We start from the raw sequence: 15785 nt of genomic DNA on the forward strand, positions 1-15785 counted from the left end.
GATACGATCTTTTAAACCTCAGAATGTAGGAACTCCCATAAGGATCCAACGGTTACGCATCTTTTGGAAAGCCGCTGAACTTTTAGAGAAGGAATTTGCGGGAACTCCAGCGTTCTGATTACGTCTCGGCGACCTGGAAAAGCGGGGTTTCGGGTCCGACTCTCGATTGTTAGCAGGAAAAATGAAAAAAACGGAATTAACTTTTAGAAACTCAAGAGTCGATCGCTTTCGGAGATAATTTCATAAAGATCGGTAAGGTTAGAATATTTGCAGGAGCCGGCCTCTTTCGTATTCCTCAGATCCAAACAAGTTCCACACGCAAGAATTTCACCGCTCCCGTCCTGAAAGAGCGAAATCTGATCTTTGATTTTAAATTCTGAAGAATCGAGTCGTATCGATTCTACACCTTCACCCAAAAGAAAAACTTTTACGGAATCTCCTTTTTTCAAAGCAAAGTTTCCGATCCGAAAAGCGTTGTAAACGGTTTCCGGTTTTGCAGAATCGATAAGAATACCCAATTTCATCTCCAATGCTCCTTTCTCAAAATTGAAACTTGCGGACGACTTATACCCAATGCCAAAGCCACCACTTTTCAAAAAGAACTTTGGCTAAATGCCAAAATCGGGAAGGAGGACGAATCGAAACGCCCGGACCTTCTTGAGAATAAAACTTTCCGTTTGCAAACCCGGCCTTCCCATCGCCGACTTCTAAGAAACAACCGCCTTCCCCTAAAAATTCATCCTTAGGAGTTCGCATCGATAATTCATCCGTAATTCTGGATGCAACGATTTCCGCCTGGGCGTGGGCAAAAACTCCGGCCTTCGGAAGAGGTTTTCCTGAGGGTAGAGCGATCGTAGTAATGTCGCCGATGGCATACACATTTGGAAGAGAAGTTTGAAGAGTAACCGGATCTACTTTTACCCAACCACTCTCCGCAACAATGGGCGAATTCTTTAAGAACATCGGAGGAGAATGAGCCGGAATTCCAATCAAGAGATCAAAAGACTCCGCCTCTTGATCGGAAAAAATCAACTCTTTGCGGGCCGTATCGATCTTCGTAACCGCACTTTTATTATGAAAGGATATTCCCCTTTGTTTTAAAAGCTCAACGACCTGACGCCCAGCTTCGGGACCGCCCGCCGACATCGGCATTTCTTCCGGCGTTACGATCGTAACGTTTGAATTTATTTTTCTCTCTTTGAAAAATGAGTCGATCAGCAATGCCGCTTCATAAGGAGCCGCAGGACATTTAAAAGGAATTGAAGAGACTAGGATCGTAACGTTTCCGGACGAGGAGGAAAAAAGTTTTTCCTTAGCCTTCATCACTCCGTCGAGTGAATACAAATTGAATGCACTCTGCTGAAATCCCGGAACTTTTTCAGGATTCAGATCCGCACCGGGAGATAGAACGAGATAATCGTAAGACAGTTCGTTCGAAATCGTATTTACGATTTTTTGATTCCAATCTATGCTCAAAACGGAATCGACGATGAGGTTAACTCCTTTCGAACGTATTTTTTTTTGAAATTGGTTCGGTTTTCTTTTGCCCACCAATGCCCAAAGAAGAGACGGGGAAAACGTATGAATTTCCGAACGATCGATCATTATGATTTCGACATTTCGATTCTTCCTTCTCAATTCCCTCGCGACGACAATTCCACCGATTCCTGCGCCTATGATTACGATTCGTTTCATCTTAATTCTCACCTTCTTTTATCAATTCGATACCGTTATTTTTGAACTCAAGCGGACCTTGTGGAATTCGATACGCATGCAAACCCTTCGCCCTTAGAATTTCAACCGCCTCTTTGGAAAGAACACAATACTTGCCTCGACAGTAGGCCACGATCTTTTTGCGTTTGGGAAGTGTATCCATTTTTGATTTGAGTTCGCTCAATGGAATGGAAATCGAACCGGGAACGTGACCGGAATTGTATTCGTTTTCGGGACGTACGTCGAGGAGTATGATATCTTTCAAAAAAACCCGTTTCAGAAATTCCTTATATTCGAGTTCGCTTAATTCTTCCTCGGAATCAAAAAAAGAATCCATCGCGACCCTGATTTCAGCGCTAAATTCCTCTCCCGTCGAAGCAACGCTGTCAAAAATCGAAATTCCCGCCGATTCGATACGATAAAAAATGTTTCTTCCCTCTTTGCGATCCGTTACGAGGCGCGCTTCTTTTAAGATTTGAAGGTGGTGTGAAGTCGCGGCCACGCTCATTCCGATTTCTCTGGATAAAAGATCGACGTTTTTCTCCGCTTGAAGCAGAAGATCCAGTAATTCGATTCGTTTTGGATCGGAAATCGCCTTCCCGTATTTCGCCAATACGGAATAGACAAAACTCTTAAATTCGCGACCGGATTTTTGGTTTTCCATAATTCCTCAAATATTCAAATATATGTTTGAATATTTGATTGACTTTGTCAATCCTAATTTTTAAATAAGAATCATGAAAGTAAGAGACAGCGGAATGCCGGAAGCCGAGTATTGGGATACCCTTTTTAACGTATCTTTGATTCTTGAAAGAATGAATTTGCTAAACGATATCGGAACGATTGTGGAATTCGGGTCCGGTTACGGAACGTTCACGATCCCTTTGGCGAAAAATCATAAAAATCGAATCATCGCCTTCGAGATCGAAAGTGATCTCGTAAAAGATCTTCGGGAAAAAGCGAAACGGGACGGTCTGGACCATATCATTCCGATCGAAAAAGACATCATTGCGGAAGGAACCTCGCTCGCACCCGATTCCGTGGATTACGTAATGATCTTCAATCTTTTACACCACGAAGATCCGATTGCGATCCTTAAAGAAGCTCACAGAATTTTAAAACCGGGAAGTTATGCAGGGCTCGTTCATTGGAACTACGATCCAAAAACTCCCCGCGGTCCCAAAATGGAAATTCGTCCAAAACCGGAAGAGATTTATAACCGAGCCAAAGAAGCAAAGTTCCAAATGGAAACGGCTCAACCGATCGATCTTCCGCCGTATCACTACGGCTTCCTCGCAAAAAAATAAAACGAACTAAAAAAGACCGATCGAATCCGGCTTTGATCAGTCTTTTGCCGAATTCGATAAGAGCGGAATCGGAAAATAGGTTCTAATAGGTTCATAAGTCCGGACTCAACTCAACGCGGACTTAAAGGATGAACCATGAACGAACAATGCCACTTTCTCCAAACCGTATCGGCGCTGCTCCCTCACACGCCGAAAATCTTTTTGATCGATTTTCTCAGATACTTCGTATTCGCCGGACTCGCCTTTACGACGCTCTATATCTGGAAACATCCTTTTCAACACAGGAAGATTCAAACAAAAACCGCAAAACCTTCCCAGTTTAGAAAAGAGTTTTTATACTCCGTCTCTTCCGTCGTAGTATATACAACCGTTACCTTGATCGTCTTGATTCTTAAAGAATACGGATTTTTTAAGTTCTACGATAGAATCGAAGACTACGGTTGGGGTTATCTTCTCTTGAGCGTATTTCTCATTCTTTTGATCCAGGACTTTTACTTCTACTGGACTCACCGTCTGATGCATACGCGTCTTTTTTTCAAAACCTTTCATAAGATTCACCACGACTCTACGACTCCCTCTCCTTGGACCGCGTATTCGTTTAGCCCCTGGGAAGCTCTCGTACATGCGATGATCATGCCGATCGTAGTCTCCTTATTCCCGGTTCATACGTTTGCCCTCGTGATCTTTATGACAATCCAGATCGTCAGAAACGTATTGGGTCATAGCGGTTATGAAATGTTCCCGAGTTGGATCCTATCCAATCGAATTCTAAAGTATATCAATACGAATACGAATCACGATATGCACCACCAATACTTTCGATATAACTTCGGACTTTATTCTACGATTTGGGATGAAATATTCGGAACCGTTCATCCGGAATACGAACAAACATATAAGAATATAACAGAACGAGAACCGGCCGATCTTTCTCAAGAAGCAAGAACGTTAGCCGATTAAAATTTTGTTAAACGAAATGCACAACGTAGCGATCATCGGAATACTGATTTTGTTCAGTCTCTTTTGTCAGCGGACTCAAAAATTCTACCGCGCACAAGGAATACTCGTCGGAAAGGAGAGAGAATTGGCGTTAGACAGCGAAGCGGCGGCAAACCTACTTCAGTCATCGGAAGCGGGATTGAGAATTCCATCACTCAAAGAACTTTCCGCTTTGGTAAAACGATATTCTTCCGATTACGCTACGATTTTTCTTTTAAGGGCCATCTACTCGAACACGTTTCAGGAGAGATCGCAAAAACTGTATTGGAGTTTCGCCGAACGATTAAAAACGTCCGATCTCTCGAAACGAGATCTCGTCCGGCTCGGTGAATTCCGATTTCTTTTTGTTCCGGGGCTAGCTTATCGTCTCGATACTTCTACGGGAGCTGATTTTGCCAGACAACGCCGGTGGTTTGATAAACAAGGGATTGAATCCGTTCTCATTGAAACCGATGAACTCGGTCTCGCTAAAAACAATGCGCTTAGCATTCGAAAATATTTGGCGACTCATCCCGATAAACGCAAAATAATTTTAGTCAGTGCATCGAAAGGAAGCCAGGACGTTCTCGCGTATCTCAATGAAATAGCATCTTCGGAAGAAACCGCCCGGATTCACGCCTGGGTCAATATCGGAGGAATCAATCGGGGAACCTTGCTCGCGGATGAGTTCGCGAAATTTCCGAAAATCTTGTTTGCAAAAATTCTTTTGGGATTTCGCGGAAGATCGACCGCGCTCGTAAACGATCTTCAAAGAAAACAAGATCCGTTAGAGTCCGCGAAATATTCTTTTCCAAAAACGATCCGAGTGATTCATTTTCAAGGGGTTTTGTTGGAATCGCAGGTGAGTGATAAAATCCGCTCTCGTTATAAGATTTTAAAACCTTATGGTCCAAACGACGGTCTGACACTGACGATCGATTCGATTATTCCCGATGGGATCGTAATCACGGAGATCGGACTCGATCACTACTTTCAGGATCCGGAGATCGACATAAAAACCGCCGCACTTGCCTTGCTTGCGGCAGAGAAATAAACAACACACAATTATTTAAGAATATTAAATAATTACAATATATTGATTAAAAATCCAATTGAGGAATGAATATGAGACTTACAAATCTTACAGAAAGTTTAGCTTATGTTACGGCAAATATCAGATTACGGGGTTCTGTCCCGGTATTGGGACGGGTTTTTATTACGATCACAATTTCTTTGGTCACTATATCCTGTGCCGGAATGAATAAACTTCAGTATTCTAAGATTTACTCAAGAGCGGGATGGCAACTGCCGGAACAAGTAGTGGAGACGCTGGAAATCAAACCCGGGCAGTCCGTCGCTGACTTAGGCGCGGGGAATGGATATTTTACTAAATATCTTTCCAAGGCCGTTGGCGAAACTGGAAACGTATTTGCGATCGAAGTGGAACCGGATTTGGTTTCACAGCTTAAAACAAAATTTTCCGATCACAAACCTGAGAATGTTCGGATCGTTCTTGGAAGTTCTGAGAATGCAAATCTGCCGGAAAAAGTGGATCTGATATTTTCCTGCAATACCTATCATCACGTTGAGAATCGCTCCGCGTATTTCTCAGAGTTAAAAAAGTTTCTAAAACCCGGCGGAAGAATCGCAATCGTCGATCATAAGGACGATCTAACCGGAGTTCTTCGCATTTTTGTAACAAAGGATCATTGGTCTCCAAGAGAAATCCTGGAAAAGGAAATGAAAGAAGCGGGCTTTGAAAAAATCGGTAATTTCGATTTTTTACCGACTCAAAATTTCTTTCTTTTTCAGATACAAAAACGGAATTGATGGTTTTATTTAGTTAATTTTTTGCAAAAGATTTTGTTTTCGGAAATCGGAAGGAGTGATTCCTACGATTTCCTTAAATGCTCGATTGAACGGAGCCAAGGATCCGTAACCGAGATCCATCGCGATCCGCAAAACCTGCAATTCGTTTTTGGAAGGATCCGACAAAATCGTCTTTGCTTCCCGGATCCGATAGTGATTTAAGAACTCGTTAAAGTTGCGATAACCCAAACCTTGATTGATCAGTTTTCTTATTTTCTTTTCGGGAACGTTCATCTGCCGGGCAAGACTTAAGATCGTGAGATTTTCTTTTAAAAAGATGCGTTGTATGTCCAAAAGGGAATTCAGAGTTTTGAGTAGATTCTCATCCAAAGGTTCTTCATCCGATTGTTGTTTCGGTTCCGAAACCAAAAAGGTGTTCTCTCTAAACTCAAAAAGTTTAAAGGAGAAAAAGAAAACAAGCGACGTGATTAAAACCGAATTCACCAAATCCAATTCTATGGAATATTCCGAATTTTTTATGATCACTTCCACCATTACTACCGAAATGGCGTAAATTCCGGTTATGGCCGCAAAGATCACTCGAAATTCCCGTCTCGATTCCAAAAGATCCACATTCTTATCCTTTAAAACGCCGCCTAACGCAAACAGAATGAGCCCTAAATAAACCAATTGGGGCATACTAAAGAGAATTTTAGCTATTACTGAAGTTTCGTTTCGTACATTCGAAAAATTGAATATAAAAAAACTAAAAAGATTGATTGTAAAAAATAAAACTCCGTGCCAAACCCTGAATCGAAATCCGTCCGCAAACAGGCTGGAAACAAAAAGATAAAAAAATAGCGATACGGAGTAACATCCGATATGTATGACTACGAAGAGGAACGGATTTACTTCGGTATGACCGAACGCGGGACACAAAAAATACGCGATCAGGCTTGTACAAAATAAACTACCGAGCGCGGTCCGATACGTGATCTTGATTCTTATTAAGAAGTTTAGAATCAGAAAACCCAGTTGTGCGACCGTGATCGCTTTCAATACCAAGATAAAATTTGCCAAATCGGACATTTTCCTTCCCTATCGAATTCAAATGGATTCACGATCCATCGGAGACAACAATCCCTTTTCTTTTAAAAGAGTCTTCGATCAAGTATAAAATCCAGTCTACGGATCACAGATAAAAAAGTATAAGAGGAGTATTACGAAAAAAATCACTTTGGATTCACGGCTTTTAGCCTAAAAAAAGAAGTGCATTCTCCGTAAACTTCCGGATTCTTCTTCCAAAACTTGGAAGGGATCGATGGATTTTAATGAACTTTTGTTCACTACATTCTTAAAACCTTCAAATTCAATTCAGGGAGAATCTTCAATGAGGGAAGTTGCGATCATCGGAGCTTATGAAACGGAACACGGGAACCACAAGGATAGAACCCTAAGAGATCTTGTCACCGAAGCCGGAAACGGAGCGATCTTAGATTCGGGAATCGATCGAAAGGAAATCCAAGCCGTTTTTGTCGGCAATTACGCCGGCAACGAATTCAATCATCAAAACACGATGGGTTCTTATGCAGCCAACTTACTTGGGTTAGGCGACAAACCCGCGATCCGAACGGAAGGAGCCTGTGCTTCCGGAGGAATCGCCGTCCGTCAGGGATTCTTATCCGTCGCCGCGGGAATCTATGATACGGTTTTGATTTTAGGCGTGGAAAAGATGAACGGTCTCGATCCGGAAACCACGATGGAAATTGTGGCGAGAGGACAAGACGCGGACGTAGAAGGGGGTTATTGTATCTCCGGTCCTTCCGGTTTTGCACTCAACGCGACCCGTCACATGCACGAATTCGGAACGACGAAGGAAATGCTCGCCAAAGTCGCCGAAAAAAATTATTATCACGGAAGTCTCAATCCGTTCGCTCACAAACAAAAAGAGATTTCGTTTAACAATATTATGAGAGCCAGAATGGTCACCACTCCTTTCGGTTTTCACGACGTTTCCTTGGTAACGGACGCAAGCGCGGCTATCGTGATCACAACCTTAGACAAAGCCAAATCGATCCGCAAAAATCCGATCGCGATCAAAGGTTCCGGAATCGGAGGAGATTATTTCAACGTTGCTTTGAAAAAAGATTCAGTCAGTTTTCCCGCGAGTATCCAAGCGGCCGCGGAAGCTTTCAAAATGTCCGGGGTAAAAAGAGAAGACATCGACGTTTTGGAATGTCACGATTGTTTTACGATTACCGAAATCATCAACATCGAAGATCTTGGTTTTGTGGAGAAGGGAAAAGGCGGAGCCTTTACGATGGACGGACATACTCGTCTCGGAGGCAAACTTCCCGTAAACACTTCCGGAGGACTCAAGGCAAAAGGACATCCGGTTGGAGCCACAGGAGTCGGTCAGATCGTCGAGATGACTTTTCAGCTCAGAGACCAAGCCGATAAACGTCAGGTAACAAACGCAAGAACCGCGATGACTCACGTTTTGGGCGGTCCGGGTGCGGTCAGTTGTATTCATATTCTTCAGAGGGTTTAACAATGTCGGAAACTATATTAGAAATTTTGAAAGGGAAAAAATGCAACTCCTGCGGTTTTCGGATGACGGAACCTTCGGTCGCCTGCACGAATTGCGGAAGTTCGGAGACTTCCGAAATTCAATTTTCAGGAAAGGGTAAGATTTATACTTACACAGTTGTGCACGTAGGTTTTGGTCATCTCGCAAAAAGAGCGCCTTATGTTTTGGCAGTCGTTGAGTTGGAAGAAGGAATCAAGACGATGGGTCTTTTGGAAGGGGAAGTTTCCGGTGTTCCCGTGACGGAATCCGTTCAAATCGATCTTCCCGTACAATTCCTAAAAGAAGAATCCGGAACCGGTTTTATCTTCACGCCGGCTTAAGCCGTTATCGGGACTTGAGAAAAATCAAGTCCCGTGACAATAACCTGACAAAAAAATTCTATCGTGAAAATTCCTCCCAAGATAAGCTGGTTGCACAAATAGAGGTGATTTTCGATGAACTCCAAAAATATGATCATTTCCATCGTTGTCGCTCTTACCTCTCTGGTTCTTTTTTTGAACTGCGGAGATAAGTCCGAGAAACCCGCTGAAACGCCTGCGCCTGCCGCAACTACAGCTTCCACACTCAGCCCGGAACTTCAAAAAGGACAGGAAATCTTTCTGCAAAACTGCGCTTCCTGTCATGGTGAAAAAGGCGCCGGAGACGGAGCTGCTGCGGCGAGTCTGAATCCGAAACCTCGCAACTATAAGGCTCCCGCCGGACAGTGGAAAAACGGAAACACCGAAGCGGGAGTTTTGAAAACTCTGAACAACGGAATTCCCGGCGGTCCGATGGTCGCTTACAAATTCTTAGGGGATGAGAATATTAAACTACTTGCAAAATATGTAGTTTATCTGACTCAAAACTAAAATTTTCTTTTCGGGTCGGAAGCGACTATTTTCCGACCCATCTTCCGGTTTTTCGACTGGTATTTTTTACAGCCCGAAAGGAACCTACTTTTGTGAACTCAAACAACCAGCTGCCTCCTTGCGGCGAAAATTGCGGAATCAGCAGAACTTCTCCGAACGCTCAAGAAAAAAAGACTTATACCAAACTCGGAATTTTTTTGATTCTTTTTGGAATCTCGTCCAAACCGAAGGAAGTAAAATTCTTTTGTAAAAAATGCGGAAGACAATTCGACCAATTGTCCGCGATCGAACTCGGAAATTATGCGTAATTCGATTGACTTTAATAGAATTTAGCTGTTTTTAGTGGAAAGATTCCTTATGTCCGACGATTTCAAAATTTTCGTAGATCTCACCGTATCCGTTCCCATCATTCACATTGAAGGAGAGATTACTTCCGAAGCCGACGAGGAAATCGTAGGGAAGTATGAATCCATTCCCGCAGACAAAAGAAGCAGAGTGATCTTGAACTTTCAAGGAACTTCGTATATCAATTCGGCGGGAATCGCGACTTTGATCAGCTTGATTACGAGAGCTTCCGAGACAAAAGGGAAAATCGAATTTGCGGGTCTCAACGAACACTTTCGAAAGGTGATGGACATCGTCGGTTTAACCGATTTCGTCTTAATCCACAACACTCTTCAAGAAGCTCTTAAGTAACCCAACCTTTCTTTTTAAAATCCCGGATTACGATTTCCAGATCTTCTGGAGTGTCCACAGACAATCCCGCTTCCTTTGTTAGAAAAACTCCGATCCCGTAACCGGCTTCGATCGCCCTAAGTTGTTCCAACGATTCGGATTCTTCCAAATTGCTTTTCGGGAGTGAATTGTATTTTAATAAGAATTCTCGATCGTATCCGTAAATTCCCAAATGGCGATAGAGTGGGACTTTTGTTTTGAACTGACTCGGTATAAGCGACCTTGAAAAGTAGATCGCCTTTCCGTTGTGATCTATAATAACTTTGACCCGATTGGGATCGGTTCCATGAGAAGAATCCAAAAGCGGAACTGCGGCGGTGCTCATCGTCCATTCCGGATGAGAGGCTTTCATACTTGCGACTCCGTCGATGAGTTCGGGTTCGATCCCGGGTTCGTCTCCTTGAATGTTTACGATGACCGGAAAATCAGGAAACTGTTCGGCGACTTCGATGATTCGATCTGTTCCCGAAGGATGACCCGGACTCGTAAGAACGCTCTTTCCCCCAAAACCGATTACAACTTCGTGAATCCGTTCGTCGTCGGTTGCGACTACCAACTCCGAAAGAGTGGAAGACCGGGAGGCATTCCGATACGTCCACTCAATCATGGTCTTATCGCCTATCTTTGCGAGCGGCTTTCCCGGAAACCGAGAGCTCGCATAACGCGCCGGTATAACCCCGAGAATTTTTCTCATCAGTTGACGATAAATTCAGTAAAGTAAACTTCCTGGATCTTTCCTTCCGTAAGAATGTGATTCACCTGAGCCTTGATCTCTTCCCGAAGATCCAACTGATCTTCGATATTGATCAATTCGTCTTTGGATTTTCTTCCCACGATCAGGTTGATCAAATCCCGCATCTGCGCGTTTCTTTCCGCAAGTTCCGCGGACAAGGTTTGATCTTCTTTTGCGATCCCGAATGCCAACTTCATTTTTACGAAGTGAGCTTCTCCTTTGTCCGAAGTATTGATCCGAAATTCTTCCGTAAAATTATAGTTCGCTAACGGCGGAGGCGGTTTTACCAACGCCACGTTCTTCATCTGTTTGAATGTGCTGGTCGCGGTTTGTTTCGCGACTACCATTGCTATGATGGCTACGATGATAATTCCAAATATTGCCCCGGCTACGTAAAGAAGCCATTTGATTATGGGCGATGTTCCGCCGCCGCCTTCGGCGGCGGGTAGCCCGCCTTCTTCCTCGTCTATTTCCGCATCACCCATTGGTTTGCCTCCTGAATTTTAACGTTAGTCGCTCTTCCGATTACTCGTTGCCTGGTGTGGACGACTCGGAACCGGGAATTTTAGTTTTTGGAAGTCCGAAATTGGTTTCGTATGGACTTCTCTTGGTAGACTTGTCTGTCATGATTACGATATCGATTCTTCGATTGTATGCCTTTGCTTCCGGTGTTCCGGAATATTCCACAACCAAGGGTCTAAAGGCCCCAAAACTCACCGCTTGGAACCAGGAAGGATCCAATTTCTCCACGTTGATGATATAGTCCGTCGCGTTGATCGCTCTCGCTCCGGCCAAATCCCAGTTGTTGATATAGGCCCTTTCTTCTTTTCCGGGTGCGACTCCCGGATTGACCGCGTCCGCATCCGAATGTCCTTCTACCCGCACAAAACGATCGAGTTCTTTGATCAAAGAACTCGCTTTTTTTAAAGCGATCTTGATCGAATCGGTAAGGACCGCAGAACCCGGATTGAAATAATCCGCGCTGACTAAAGAGATGATCAGACCTCTTTCGTCTTCCGTGATCTTTACCTTGCCCGCTTCCACTTCCGGTTTGAAAAGTTCGGTCGCGAGTTTTTTGGATTTCGAAAGCGTCTTCCCGGTTGTCTGAGAAGGAAGGCTTTCAATGTTCATTCCCATCTCTTCGAGCTTTCCTTTGGAAAGGGTCTGACCTCCGTCGAAAAAGCCGGTCGTCGTTTTGAATGCGGAAAGAATGATCTGCATCTCGATTGCGTTTGTTTTACCCGTCGTGTAGAGCATGATGAAGAAACAAAGAAGAAGCGTTACCATGTCCCCGTATGTAAGCATATACTCGGGGATATTCTGAATACATTCCGGACATTTTGCTTTTGCCATAATAAAAGCCCGAGTTTACTCGCTGTCGTCCTTGAGAACGTCCCTTTCCGAAGGTGGAAGAAACGAAGACAGCTTATCTTTTACGATCCTCGGGTTATCCCCGGACTGAATGGAAAGAGTTCCTTCGATCATAATCTGTTTAATCGTAAGTTCGTCTTCGGATTTGCGCATGAGCTTTTTCATTACCGGAATCGCAAACATGTTCGCGCCCATCGATCCGTAAAGTGTCGTGATCAAGGCGGCCGCCATCCCGGTTCCGATCGCGGAAGGGTCGCCCGAACCGAGGTTCTTTAACATCTGAACGAGTCCGATCAGGGTTCCGATCATCCCGAAGGCCGGCGCCAAGGCTCCCCAGTTTTCCCACCAAGCCTTACCGTTGTTATGGCGCGCGGCGATGTTTCCCATTTCGGTTTCCATAATGTTACGGACGAGTTCGGGATCCGTTCCATCCACGACGAGAGTAATTCCTTTTCTTAAGAATTCGTCGGGAAGTTCGTTCACGTCGTCCTCCAATGCGAGGAGACCTTCTCTTCTGGCTTTTTCGGAAAAGGAGACTAACGTTTTGATCAATTCGATAAGGTCGTGTTTTTCGGTTCTAAAAACCTTTTGAGTGACTTTTCCGACTGCGAGAGTCGATTCCCAAGGGACCGCCATGATGGTTCCTGCGGTTGCACCGCCGAACGTAATCAGTACGGAAGGAATATCAAAAAGGTCTAATGGACTTAAACCTGCCGAGATGATCCCGAAGATCATCAGGACAACCGCCGATCCTAAACCAACTACTGTTCCAAAATCCATAATTTTTTATTCCACCCTTTTGAACTGGTCCGGAGAAGAACCCAGAGGAAATACAAGAATCCGTTTCTTATATTCTAAAATTTTTTCGATGACTTCGGGAATGGATTCCTTTACCACAAACTTTCTATCGTTCGAAAGGGTGATCGTCGTATCCGGATTGGCTTCCAGGCATTCGATATGAGATGCGTTGAGCACGAATTCGTCCCCTTTTAGTCTATGGAGTAGAATCAAAGTAATTTTCCCTTTTTCCTCGGAGTTCTCATTCTAGTCTCGACCTGCTTCTTGATTTCGATAATGAATTTTTCCTCTGTAAAGCGGCTTACATTCTTCTGAAAATCGGAGGTTTTCCACGGTATTTGATCGGATCGTTCGATCGCCTCGTTGAGGGATTCCACGGTTTGTTCCTGGAAAAAAACTCCCGTCTTACCGGATACTACGGTTTCGATCGCGCCTCCTTTTCCAAAGGCGATCACCGGGGTTTGGTGGGCTTGGGCCTCGACCGGAGCGATCCCGAAATCTTCCATTCCCGGAAAGATAAAGGCTTTTGCCTTTTTGTAATATTCTATAACTTCTTCCCTTTTGAGATGCGGAAGGACTTCGATATTTTTCGGAAGATGAGAAGTCAGTTTTTTAAACTCCTGCCCTCCTCCGATGAGGACGAGCCTCTTTCCATTCTTACGAAACGCCTCGATCGCGAGATCGATTCTTTTGTAAGGCGCGAAGGCTGAGACGATGAGATAGAAATCGTCCTTCTTTTCGGAGACAACTTTCCATTTTTCCGGAAGACAAGGTGGAAAGATGACCTTTGATTCTCTACGGTAGAATTTTTGGATTCTTCTTGCTACGAACTCGGAATTGGACCAGAAAGAATCCACCCGCGAAGAGGAGGCCGCGTCCCAGGTTCTGAGATAATTGGAGATGAGTTCGAAGGCGAAAAATTTCAATCCTTTACGAGATGGAAAGTAATCGTAGTAGAGATCCCAGACGTAACGCATCGGAGAATGGACATAGCTAAAATGAAGCGAGTCCGGATCCGTGATCACTCCCTTGGCGACGCAGTGGGAAGAAGAAATGACGAGATCGTAACCTTTCAAATCCAAGGATTCGATCGCGGTCGGGAAAAGAGGGAGATACCAGCGATATTTGGAATCCTTAAAGGGAAGATTGTTTGTAAACGCAGTCGTGATTTTTCTTTGTTCGATCCGAGGATTCAACTTTCCGGGTGTGTAGAATAGAGTAAAAAGATCGGCGGTAGGATAAATTTTGAAGAGAGAATCGAGGACCAATTCTCCTCCGCGCATTCCGTTGAGCCAGTCATGGATGATTGCAACTTTCATATTGGTCTTATCGGCAGATTTTGGGTTTCTCTGTTGTGAGAATGTGGGAACTCCTAAGTTTTAAGATTCAGAGCTGGATCGTGATTTGGAAAAAAGTAGGATCTCCTATGTTCGAAGTTCAAAGCTGGTTCGTGATTTGGAAAAAGTAGGATCTCCTATGTTCGAAGTTCAGAGCTGGATCGTGGTTTGGAAAAAAGTAGGATCTCCTATGTTCGAAGTTCAGAGCTGGATCGTGATTTGGAAAAAAGTAGGATCTCCTATGTTCGAAGTTCAGAGCTGAGTCGTGATTTGGAAAAAAGTAGGATCTCCTATGTTCGAAGTTCAGAGCTGGTTCGTGATTTGGAAAAAAGTAGGATCTCCTAAGTTCGAAGTTCAGAGCTGGATCGTGATTTGGAAAAAAGTAGGATCTCCTATATTCGAAGTTCAAAGCTGGTTCGTGATTTGGGAAAAAGTAGGATCTCCTATGTTCGAAGTTCAAAGCTGAGTCGTGATTTGGAAAAAGTAGGATCTCCTATGTTTCCCAAAGGACTATAAGATCGGAAGAATCTCTTAAAAAAAATCCATCTAAGAACCAATTTTTGCCGTTTCAAAATAAAATAAATTACTGAAATCAGTCGCTGCGGATTTAAAGTTCGGAACATTGGAAAATTCAAGAATTCTATCTTCTCAACGTGTTGAGAAAAAATTATAAGAACGTTCCAAGAAAAAAGAAAACCTTCAGAGTTTACCAAAATAATAGTCGTTCCCGACGCTTCCGATCAGAGTAGTTCTCCGATACAAATTGATAGTAAAAGGCGTCGGAGCGGAACGTTCCAATTTGCGATAACCTTCCGAATAACGCCGAGCGTCGTTCCCAAAAATTCTCGCGTCGGTAAGAAGTTCCAAAAGATTATCGTAAGTTTCCGGAGAATGAATCATCCTTGGAATGGTTCCACGATTGGATTTGAGTTTTTCCGAAATCTCATAAAGATTCGTAAAAGAAGCGCGAATGTCTTCACGATTCTCGCGAATCACTCCCGTCGAAGCCGCAAAAAAATCTTCGAAATAGTCCGCAGAAGGAAGAAAGTCGGGAGCTCGCTGTTCCTCTTCGAGATAAGTGGGTTGGAAGAATGTGGTATCTTCTTTCTCAGAAGAACCCGGATCGATGTCGATCGTTCTTCCGGAAAGAATCGTATTCGTCTGAAACGTAATCTTATAGTTGTCCCAAAGAGTGATCGGTTCCTTGAGACGGATCACGATCTCGATCGCCTTTGTCTGATCCTTGTTCAAAAATCTCTGGTCCCCCACTTCGTCGATCGGAACAACATCCAGACTTCGGACGATTCCTCTCTCCACTCCGAGAATTCGAACCGGCGCTCCGGGATGAATTCCTTCCAGACGAGGGTAATAGATCTTCATCGTGTAGGGATAATCGTCTATACTTCCGGCCTTTTCGATCACGGCAATATACATCCCCAAGGAGAATCCTAAAAAGAAAATAACGCCCGTAAGAACCGCTGTAGGTTTTGAAAGATTCATAAATGAACTCGGATATTTATAAGATCGGTATTCAATTCTTTGCTTTCCAAGAAGGAATTCTTTTTT

General features: G+C 43.8%; 22 protein-coding genes. 11 read left to right on the plus strand and 11 right to left on the minus strand.

Going from position 1 to position 15785, the window contains the following annotated elements; genetic code table 11:
* Positions 1–203: 203 nt before the first annotated feature.
* The 3 genes from JWG44_RS12820 to JWG44_RS12830 are packed head-to-tail and all read right to left on the minus strand — an operon-like array spanning position 204 to position 2377.
* Positions 204–524 carry a DsrE family protein gene (locus JWG44_RS12820; protein ID WP_205275357.1) on the minus strand — a complete coding sequence of 107 codons (321 nt, stop codon included), beginning with the start codon at positions 522–524 and terminating at the stop codon, positions 204–206.
* A gap of 40 nt (positions 525–564) precedes the next feature.
* Positions 565–1695 (minus strand): NAD(P)/FAD-dependent oxidoreductase, encoded by a 1131-nt coding sequence (locus JWG44_RS12825; protein ID WP_205275358.1) that lies wholly within the window; start codon positions 1693–1695, stop codon positions 565–567.
* Position 1696: 1 nt separating this feature from the next.
* Entirely contained in the window at positions 1697–2377 is a 681-nt protein-coding gene (locus JWG44_RS12830) for an ArsR/SmtB family transcription factor (protein ID WP_205275359.1), read from the minus strand.
* 73 nt (positions 2378–2450) lie between these two features.
* On the opposite strand from JWG44_RS12830, the gene JWG44_RS12835 reads away from it, so the two are divergent.
* From JWG44_RS12835 to JWG44_RS12850, 4 genes are all read left to right on the plus strand, one after another.
* Complete coding sequence (locus JWG44_RS12835) at positions 2451–3020, plus strand: class I SAM-dependent methyltransferase (protein WP_205275360.1); 570 nt, start codon at positions 2451–2453, stop codon at positions 3018–3020.
* A 135-nt stretch (positions 3021–3155) separates the two neighbouring features.
* Positions 3156–3980 (plus strand): sterol desaturase family protein, encoded by an 825-nt coding sequence (locus JWG44_RS12840; protein WP_205275361.1) that lies wholly within the window; start codon positions 3156–3158, stop codon positions 3978–3980.
* A gap of 16 nt (positions 3981–3996) precedes the next feature.
* A complete protein-coding gene (locus tag JWG44_RS12845) occupies positions 3997–5052 on the plus strand; it encodes a hypothetical protein (RefSeq protein WP_205275362.1) in 1056 nt (351 codons plus the stop codon).
* A gap of 71 nt (positions 5053–5123) precedes the next feature.
* A complete protein-coding gene (locus JWG44_RS12850; protein ID WP_205275363.1) occupies positions 5124–5828 on the plus strand; it encodes a class I SAM-dependent methyltransferase in 705 nt (234 codons plus the stop codon).
* Positions 5829–5837: 9 nt separating this feature from the next.
* Here the strand turns inward: JWG44_RS12850 and JWG44_RS12855 are convergent, their stop codons facing one another.
* A complete protein-coding gene (locus tag JWG44_RS12855) occupies positions 5838–6896 on the minus strand; it encodes a helix-turn-helix domain-containing protein (protein WP_205275364.1) in 1059 nt (352 codons plus the stop codon).
* Positions 6897–7197: 301 nt separating this feature from the next.
* Here JWG44_RS12855 and JWG44_RS12860 point away from each other — a divergent pair, with 301 nt between their 5' ends.
* From JWG44_RS12860 to JWG44_RS12880, 5 genes are all read left to right on the plus strand, one after another.
* A complete protein-coding gene (locus JWG44_RS12860) occupies positions 7198–8358 on the plus strand; it encodes a thiolase domain-containing protein (protein ID WP_205275456.1) in 1161 nt (386 codons plus the stop codon).
* Positions 8359–8360: 2 nt separating this feature from the next.
* On the plus strand, positions 8361–8717 hold the full coding sequence (locus JWG44_RS12865; protein ID WP_205275365.1) for a Zn-ribbon domain-containing OB-fold protein: 357 nt from the start codon (positions 8361–8363) through the stop codon (positions 8715–8717).
* A 114-nt stretch (positions 8718–8831) separates the two neighbouring features.
* Complete coding sequence (locus JWG44_RS12870; RefSeq protein ID WP_205275366.1) at positions 8832–9245, plus strand: c-type cytochrome; 414 nt, start codon at positions 8832–8834, stop codon at positions 9243–9245.
* A 92-nt stretch (positions 9246–9337) separates the two neighbouring features.
* Positions 9338–9553 (plus strand): hypothetical protein, encoded by a 216-nt coding sequence (locus JWG44_RS12875; RefSeq protein ID WP_205275367.1) that lies wholly within the window; start codon positions 9338–9340, stop codon positions 9551–9553.
* Between the two features lie 49 nt (positions 9554–9602).
* The gene (locus tag JWG44_RS12880; RefSeq protein ID WP_205275368.1) at positions 9603–9941 is read left to right on the plus strand and encodes an STAS domain-containing protein; all 339 of its coding nucleotides are present in this window, start codon (positions 9603–9605) and stop codon (positions 9939–9941) included.
* On the opposite strand, the gene kdsB is transcribed toward JWG44_RS12880, so the two are convergent.
* The 6 genes from kdsB to JWG44_RS12910 are packed head-to-tail and all read right to left on the minus strand — an operon-like array spanning position 9934 to position 14201.
* Positions 9934–10674, minus strand: coding sequence for a 3-deoxy-manno-octulosonate cytidylyltransferase (kdsB, locus tag JWG44_RS12885; RefSeq protein WP_205275369.1), 741 nt, complete (start codon positions 10672–10674; stop codon positions 9934–9936). The genes JWG44_RS12880 and kdsB overlap by 8 nt on opposite strands.
* Positions 10674–11198 (minus strand): flagellar basal body-associated FliL family protein, encoded by a 525-nt coding sequence (locus JWG44_RS12890; RefSeq protein ID WP_010573664.1) that lies wholly within the window; start codon positions 11196–11198, stop codon positions 10674–10676. The genes kdsB and JWG44_RS12890 overlap by 1 nt, the downstream gene beginning before the upstream one ends.
* A gap of 40 nt (positions 11199–11238) precedes the next feature.
* Entirely contained in the window at positions 11239–12066 is an 828-nt protein-coding gene (gene motB, locus JWG44_RS12895; RefSeq protein WP_205275370.1) for a flagellar motor protein MotB, read from the minus strand.
* Between the two features lie 15 nt (positions 12067–12081).
* Positions 12082–12864, minus strand: a complete 783-nt coding sequence (locus JWG44_RS12900) for a motility protein A (RefSeq protein ID WP_205275371.1) — start codon at positions 12862–12864, stop codon at positions 12082–12084.
* A 6-nt stretch (positions 12865–12870) separates the two neighbouring features.
* Positions 12871–13095 (minus strand): flagellar FlbD family protein, encoded by a 225-nt coding sequence (locus JWG44_RS12905; RefSeq protein ID WP_069608486.1) that lies wholly within the window; start codon positions 13093–13095, stop codon positions 12871–12873.
* Positions 13092–14201 (minus strand): glycosyltransferase, encoded by a 1110-nt coding sequence (locus JWG44_RS12910; protein WP_205275372.1) that lies wholly within the window; start codon positions 14199–14201, stop codon positions 13092–13094. The genes JWG44_RS12905 and JWG44_RS12910 overlap by 4 nt, the downstream gene beginning before the upstream one ends.
* Before the next feature lie 157 nt (positions 14202–14358).
* Here JWG44_RS12910 and JWG44_RS22475 point away from each other — a divergent pair, with 157 nt between their 5' ends.
* Together JWG44_RS22475 and JWG44_RS12915 are read left to right on the plus strand one after the other, a co-directional pair.
* On the plus strand, positions 14359–14481 hold the full coding sequence (locus JWG44_RS22475) for a hypothetical protein (protein ID WP_269752209.1): 123 nt from the start codon (positions 14359–14361) through the stop codon (positions 14479–14481).
* A gap of 30 nt (positions 14482–14511) precedes the next feature.
* The gene (locus tag JWG44_RS12915) at positions 14512–14685 is read left to right on the plus strand and encodes a hypothetical protein (protein ID WP_205275373.1); all 174 of its coding nucleotides are present in this window, start codon (positions 14512–14514) and stop codon (positions 14683–14685) included.
* A gap of 233 nt (positions 14686–14918) precedes the next feature.
* Here JWG44_RS12915 and JWG44_RS12920 read toward each other — a convergent pair whose 3' ends face one another.
* The gene (locus JWG44_RS12920) at positions 14919–15719 is read right to left on the minus strand and encodes an MlaD family protein (RefSeq protein WP_205275374.1); all 801 of its coding nucleotides are present in this window, start codon (positions 15717–15719) and stop codon (positions 14919–14921) included.
* Between the last annotated feature and the right edge of the window lie 66 nt (positions 15720–15785).

It is taken from the genome of Leptospira ainazelensis (assembly GCF_016918785.1).
Classification (GTDB): Bacteria; Spirochaetota; Leptospiria; order Leptospirales; family Leptospiraceae; genus Leptospira; species Leptospira ainazelensis.

Bases quoted from the DNA above. Each gene is read 5' to 3' on its own strand.
- JWG44_RS12840 (WP_205275361.1), top strand. From the start codon at position 3,156: ATGAACGAACAATGCCACTTTCTCCAAACCGTATCGGCGCTGCTCCCT.
- JWG44_RS22475 (WP_269752209.1), top strand. From the start codon at position 14,359: ATGTTCGAAGTTCAGAGCTGGATCGTGGTTTGGAAAAAAGTAGGATCT.
- JWG44_RS12860 (WP_205275456.1), top strand. From the start codon at position 7,198: ATGAGGGAAGTTGCGATCATCGGAGCTTATGAAACGGAACACGGGAAC.
- JWG44_RS12850 (WP_205275363.1), top strand. From the start codon at position 5,124: ATGAGACTTACAAATCTTACAGAAAGTTTAGCTTATGTTACGGCAAAT.
- JWG44_RS12880 (WP_205275368.1), top strand. From the start codon at position 9,603: ATGTCCGACGATTTCAAAATTTTCGTAGATCTCACCGTATCCGTTCCC.
- JWG44_RS12825 (WP_205275358.1), bottom strand. From the start codon at position 1,695: ATGAAACGAATCGTAATCATAGGCGCAGGAATCGGTGGAATTGTCGTC.
- JWG44_RS12910 (WP_205275372.1), bottom strand. From the start codon at position 14,201: ATGAAAGTTGCAATCATCCATGACTGGCTCAACGGAATGCGCGGAGGA.
- JWG44_RS12865 (WP_205275365.1), top strand. From the start codon at position 8,361: ATGTCGGAAACTATATTAGAAATTTTGAAAGGGAAAAAATGCAACTCC.
- JWG44_RS12870 (WP_205275366.1), top strand. From the start codon at position 8,832: ATGAACTCCAAAAATATGATCATTTCCATCGTTGTCGCTCTTACCTCT.
- JWG44_RS12845 (WP_205275362.1), top strand. From the start codon at position 3,997: ATGCACAACGTAGCGATCATCGGAATACTGATTTTGTTCAGTCTCTTT.
- JWG44_RS12890 (WP_010573664.1), bottom strand. From the start codon at position 11,198: ATGGGTGATGCGGAAATAGACGAGGAAGAAGGCGGGCTACCCGCCGCC.
- JWG44_RS12830 (WP_205275359.1), bottom strand. From the start codon at position 2,377: ATGGAAAACCAAAAATCCGGTCGCGAATTTAAGAGTTTTGTCTATTCC.
- JWG44_RS12855 (WP_205275364.1), bottom strand. From the start codon at position 6,896: ATGTCCGATTTGGCAAATTTTATCTTGGTATTGAAAGCGATCACGGTC.
- JWG44_RS12915 (WP_205275373.1), top strand. From the start codon at position 14,512: ATGTTCGAAGTTCAGAGCTGGTTCGTGATTTGGAAAAAAGTAGGATCT.
- JWG44_RS12900 (WP_205275371.1), bottom strand. From the start codon at position 12,864: ATGGATTTTGGAACAGTAGTTGGTTTAGGATCGGCGGTTGTCCTGATG.
- kdsB (WP_205275369.1), bottom strand. From the start codon at position 10,674: ATGAGAAAAATTCTCGGGGTTATACCGGCGCGTTATGCGAGCTCTCGG.
- JWG44_RS12920 (WP_205275374.1), bottom strand. From the start codon at position 15,719: ATGAATCTTTCAAAACCTACAGCGGTTCTTACGGGCGTTATTTTCTTT.
- JWG44_RS12835 (WP_205275360.1), top strand. From the start codon at position 2,451: ATGAAAGTAAGAGACAGCGGAATGCCGGAAGCCGAGTATTGGGATACC.
- JWG44_RS12820 (WP_205275357.1), bottom strand. From the start codon at position 524: ATGAAATTGGGTATTCTTATCGATTCTGCAAAACCGGAAACCGTTTAC.
- motB (WP_205275370.1), bottom strand. From the start codon at position 12,066: ATGGCAAAAGCAAAATGTCCGGAATGTATTCAGAATATCCCCGAGTAT.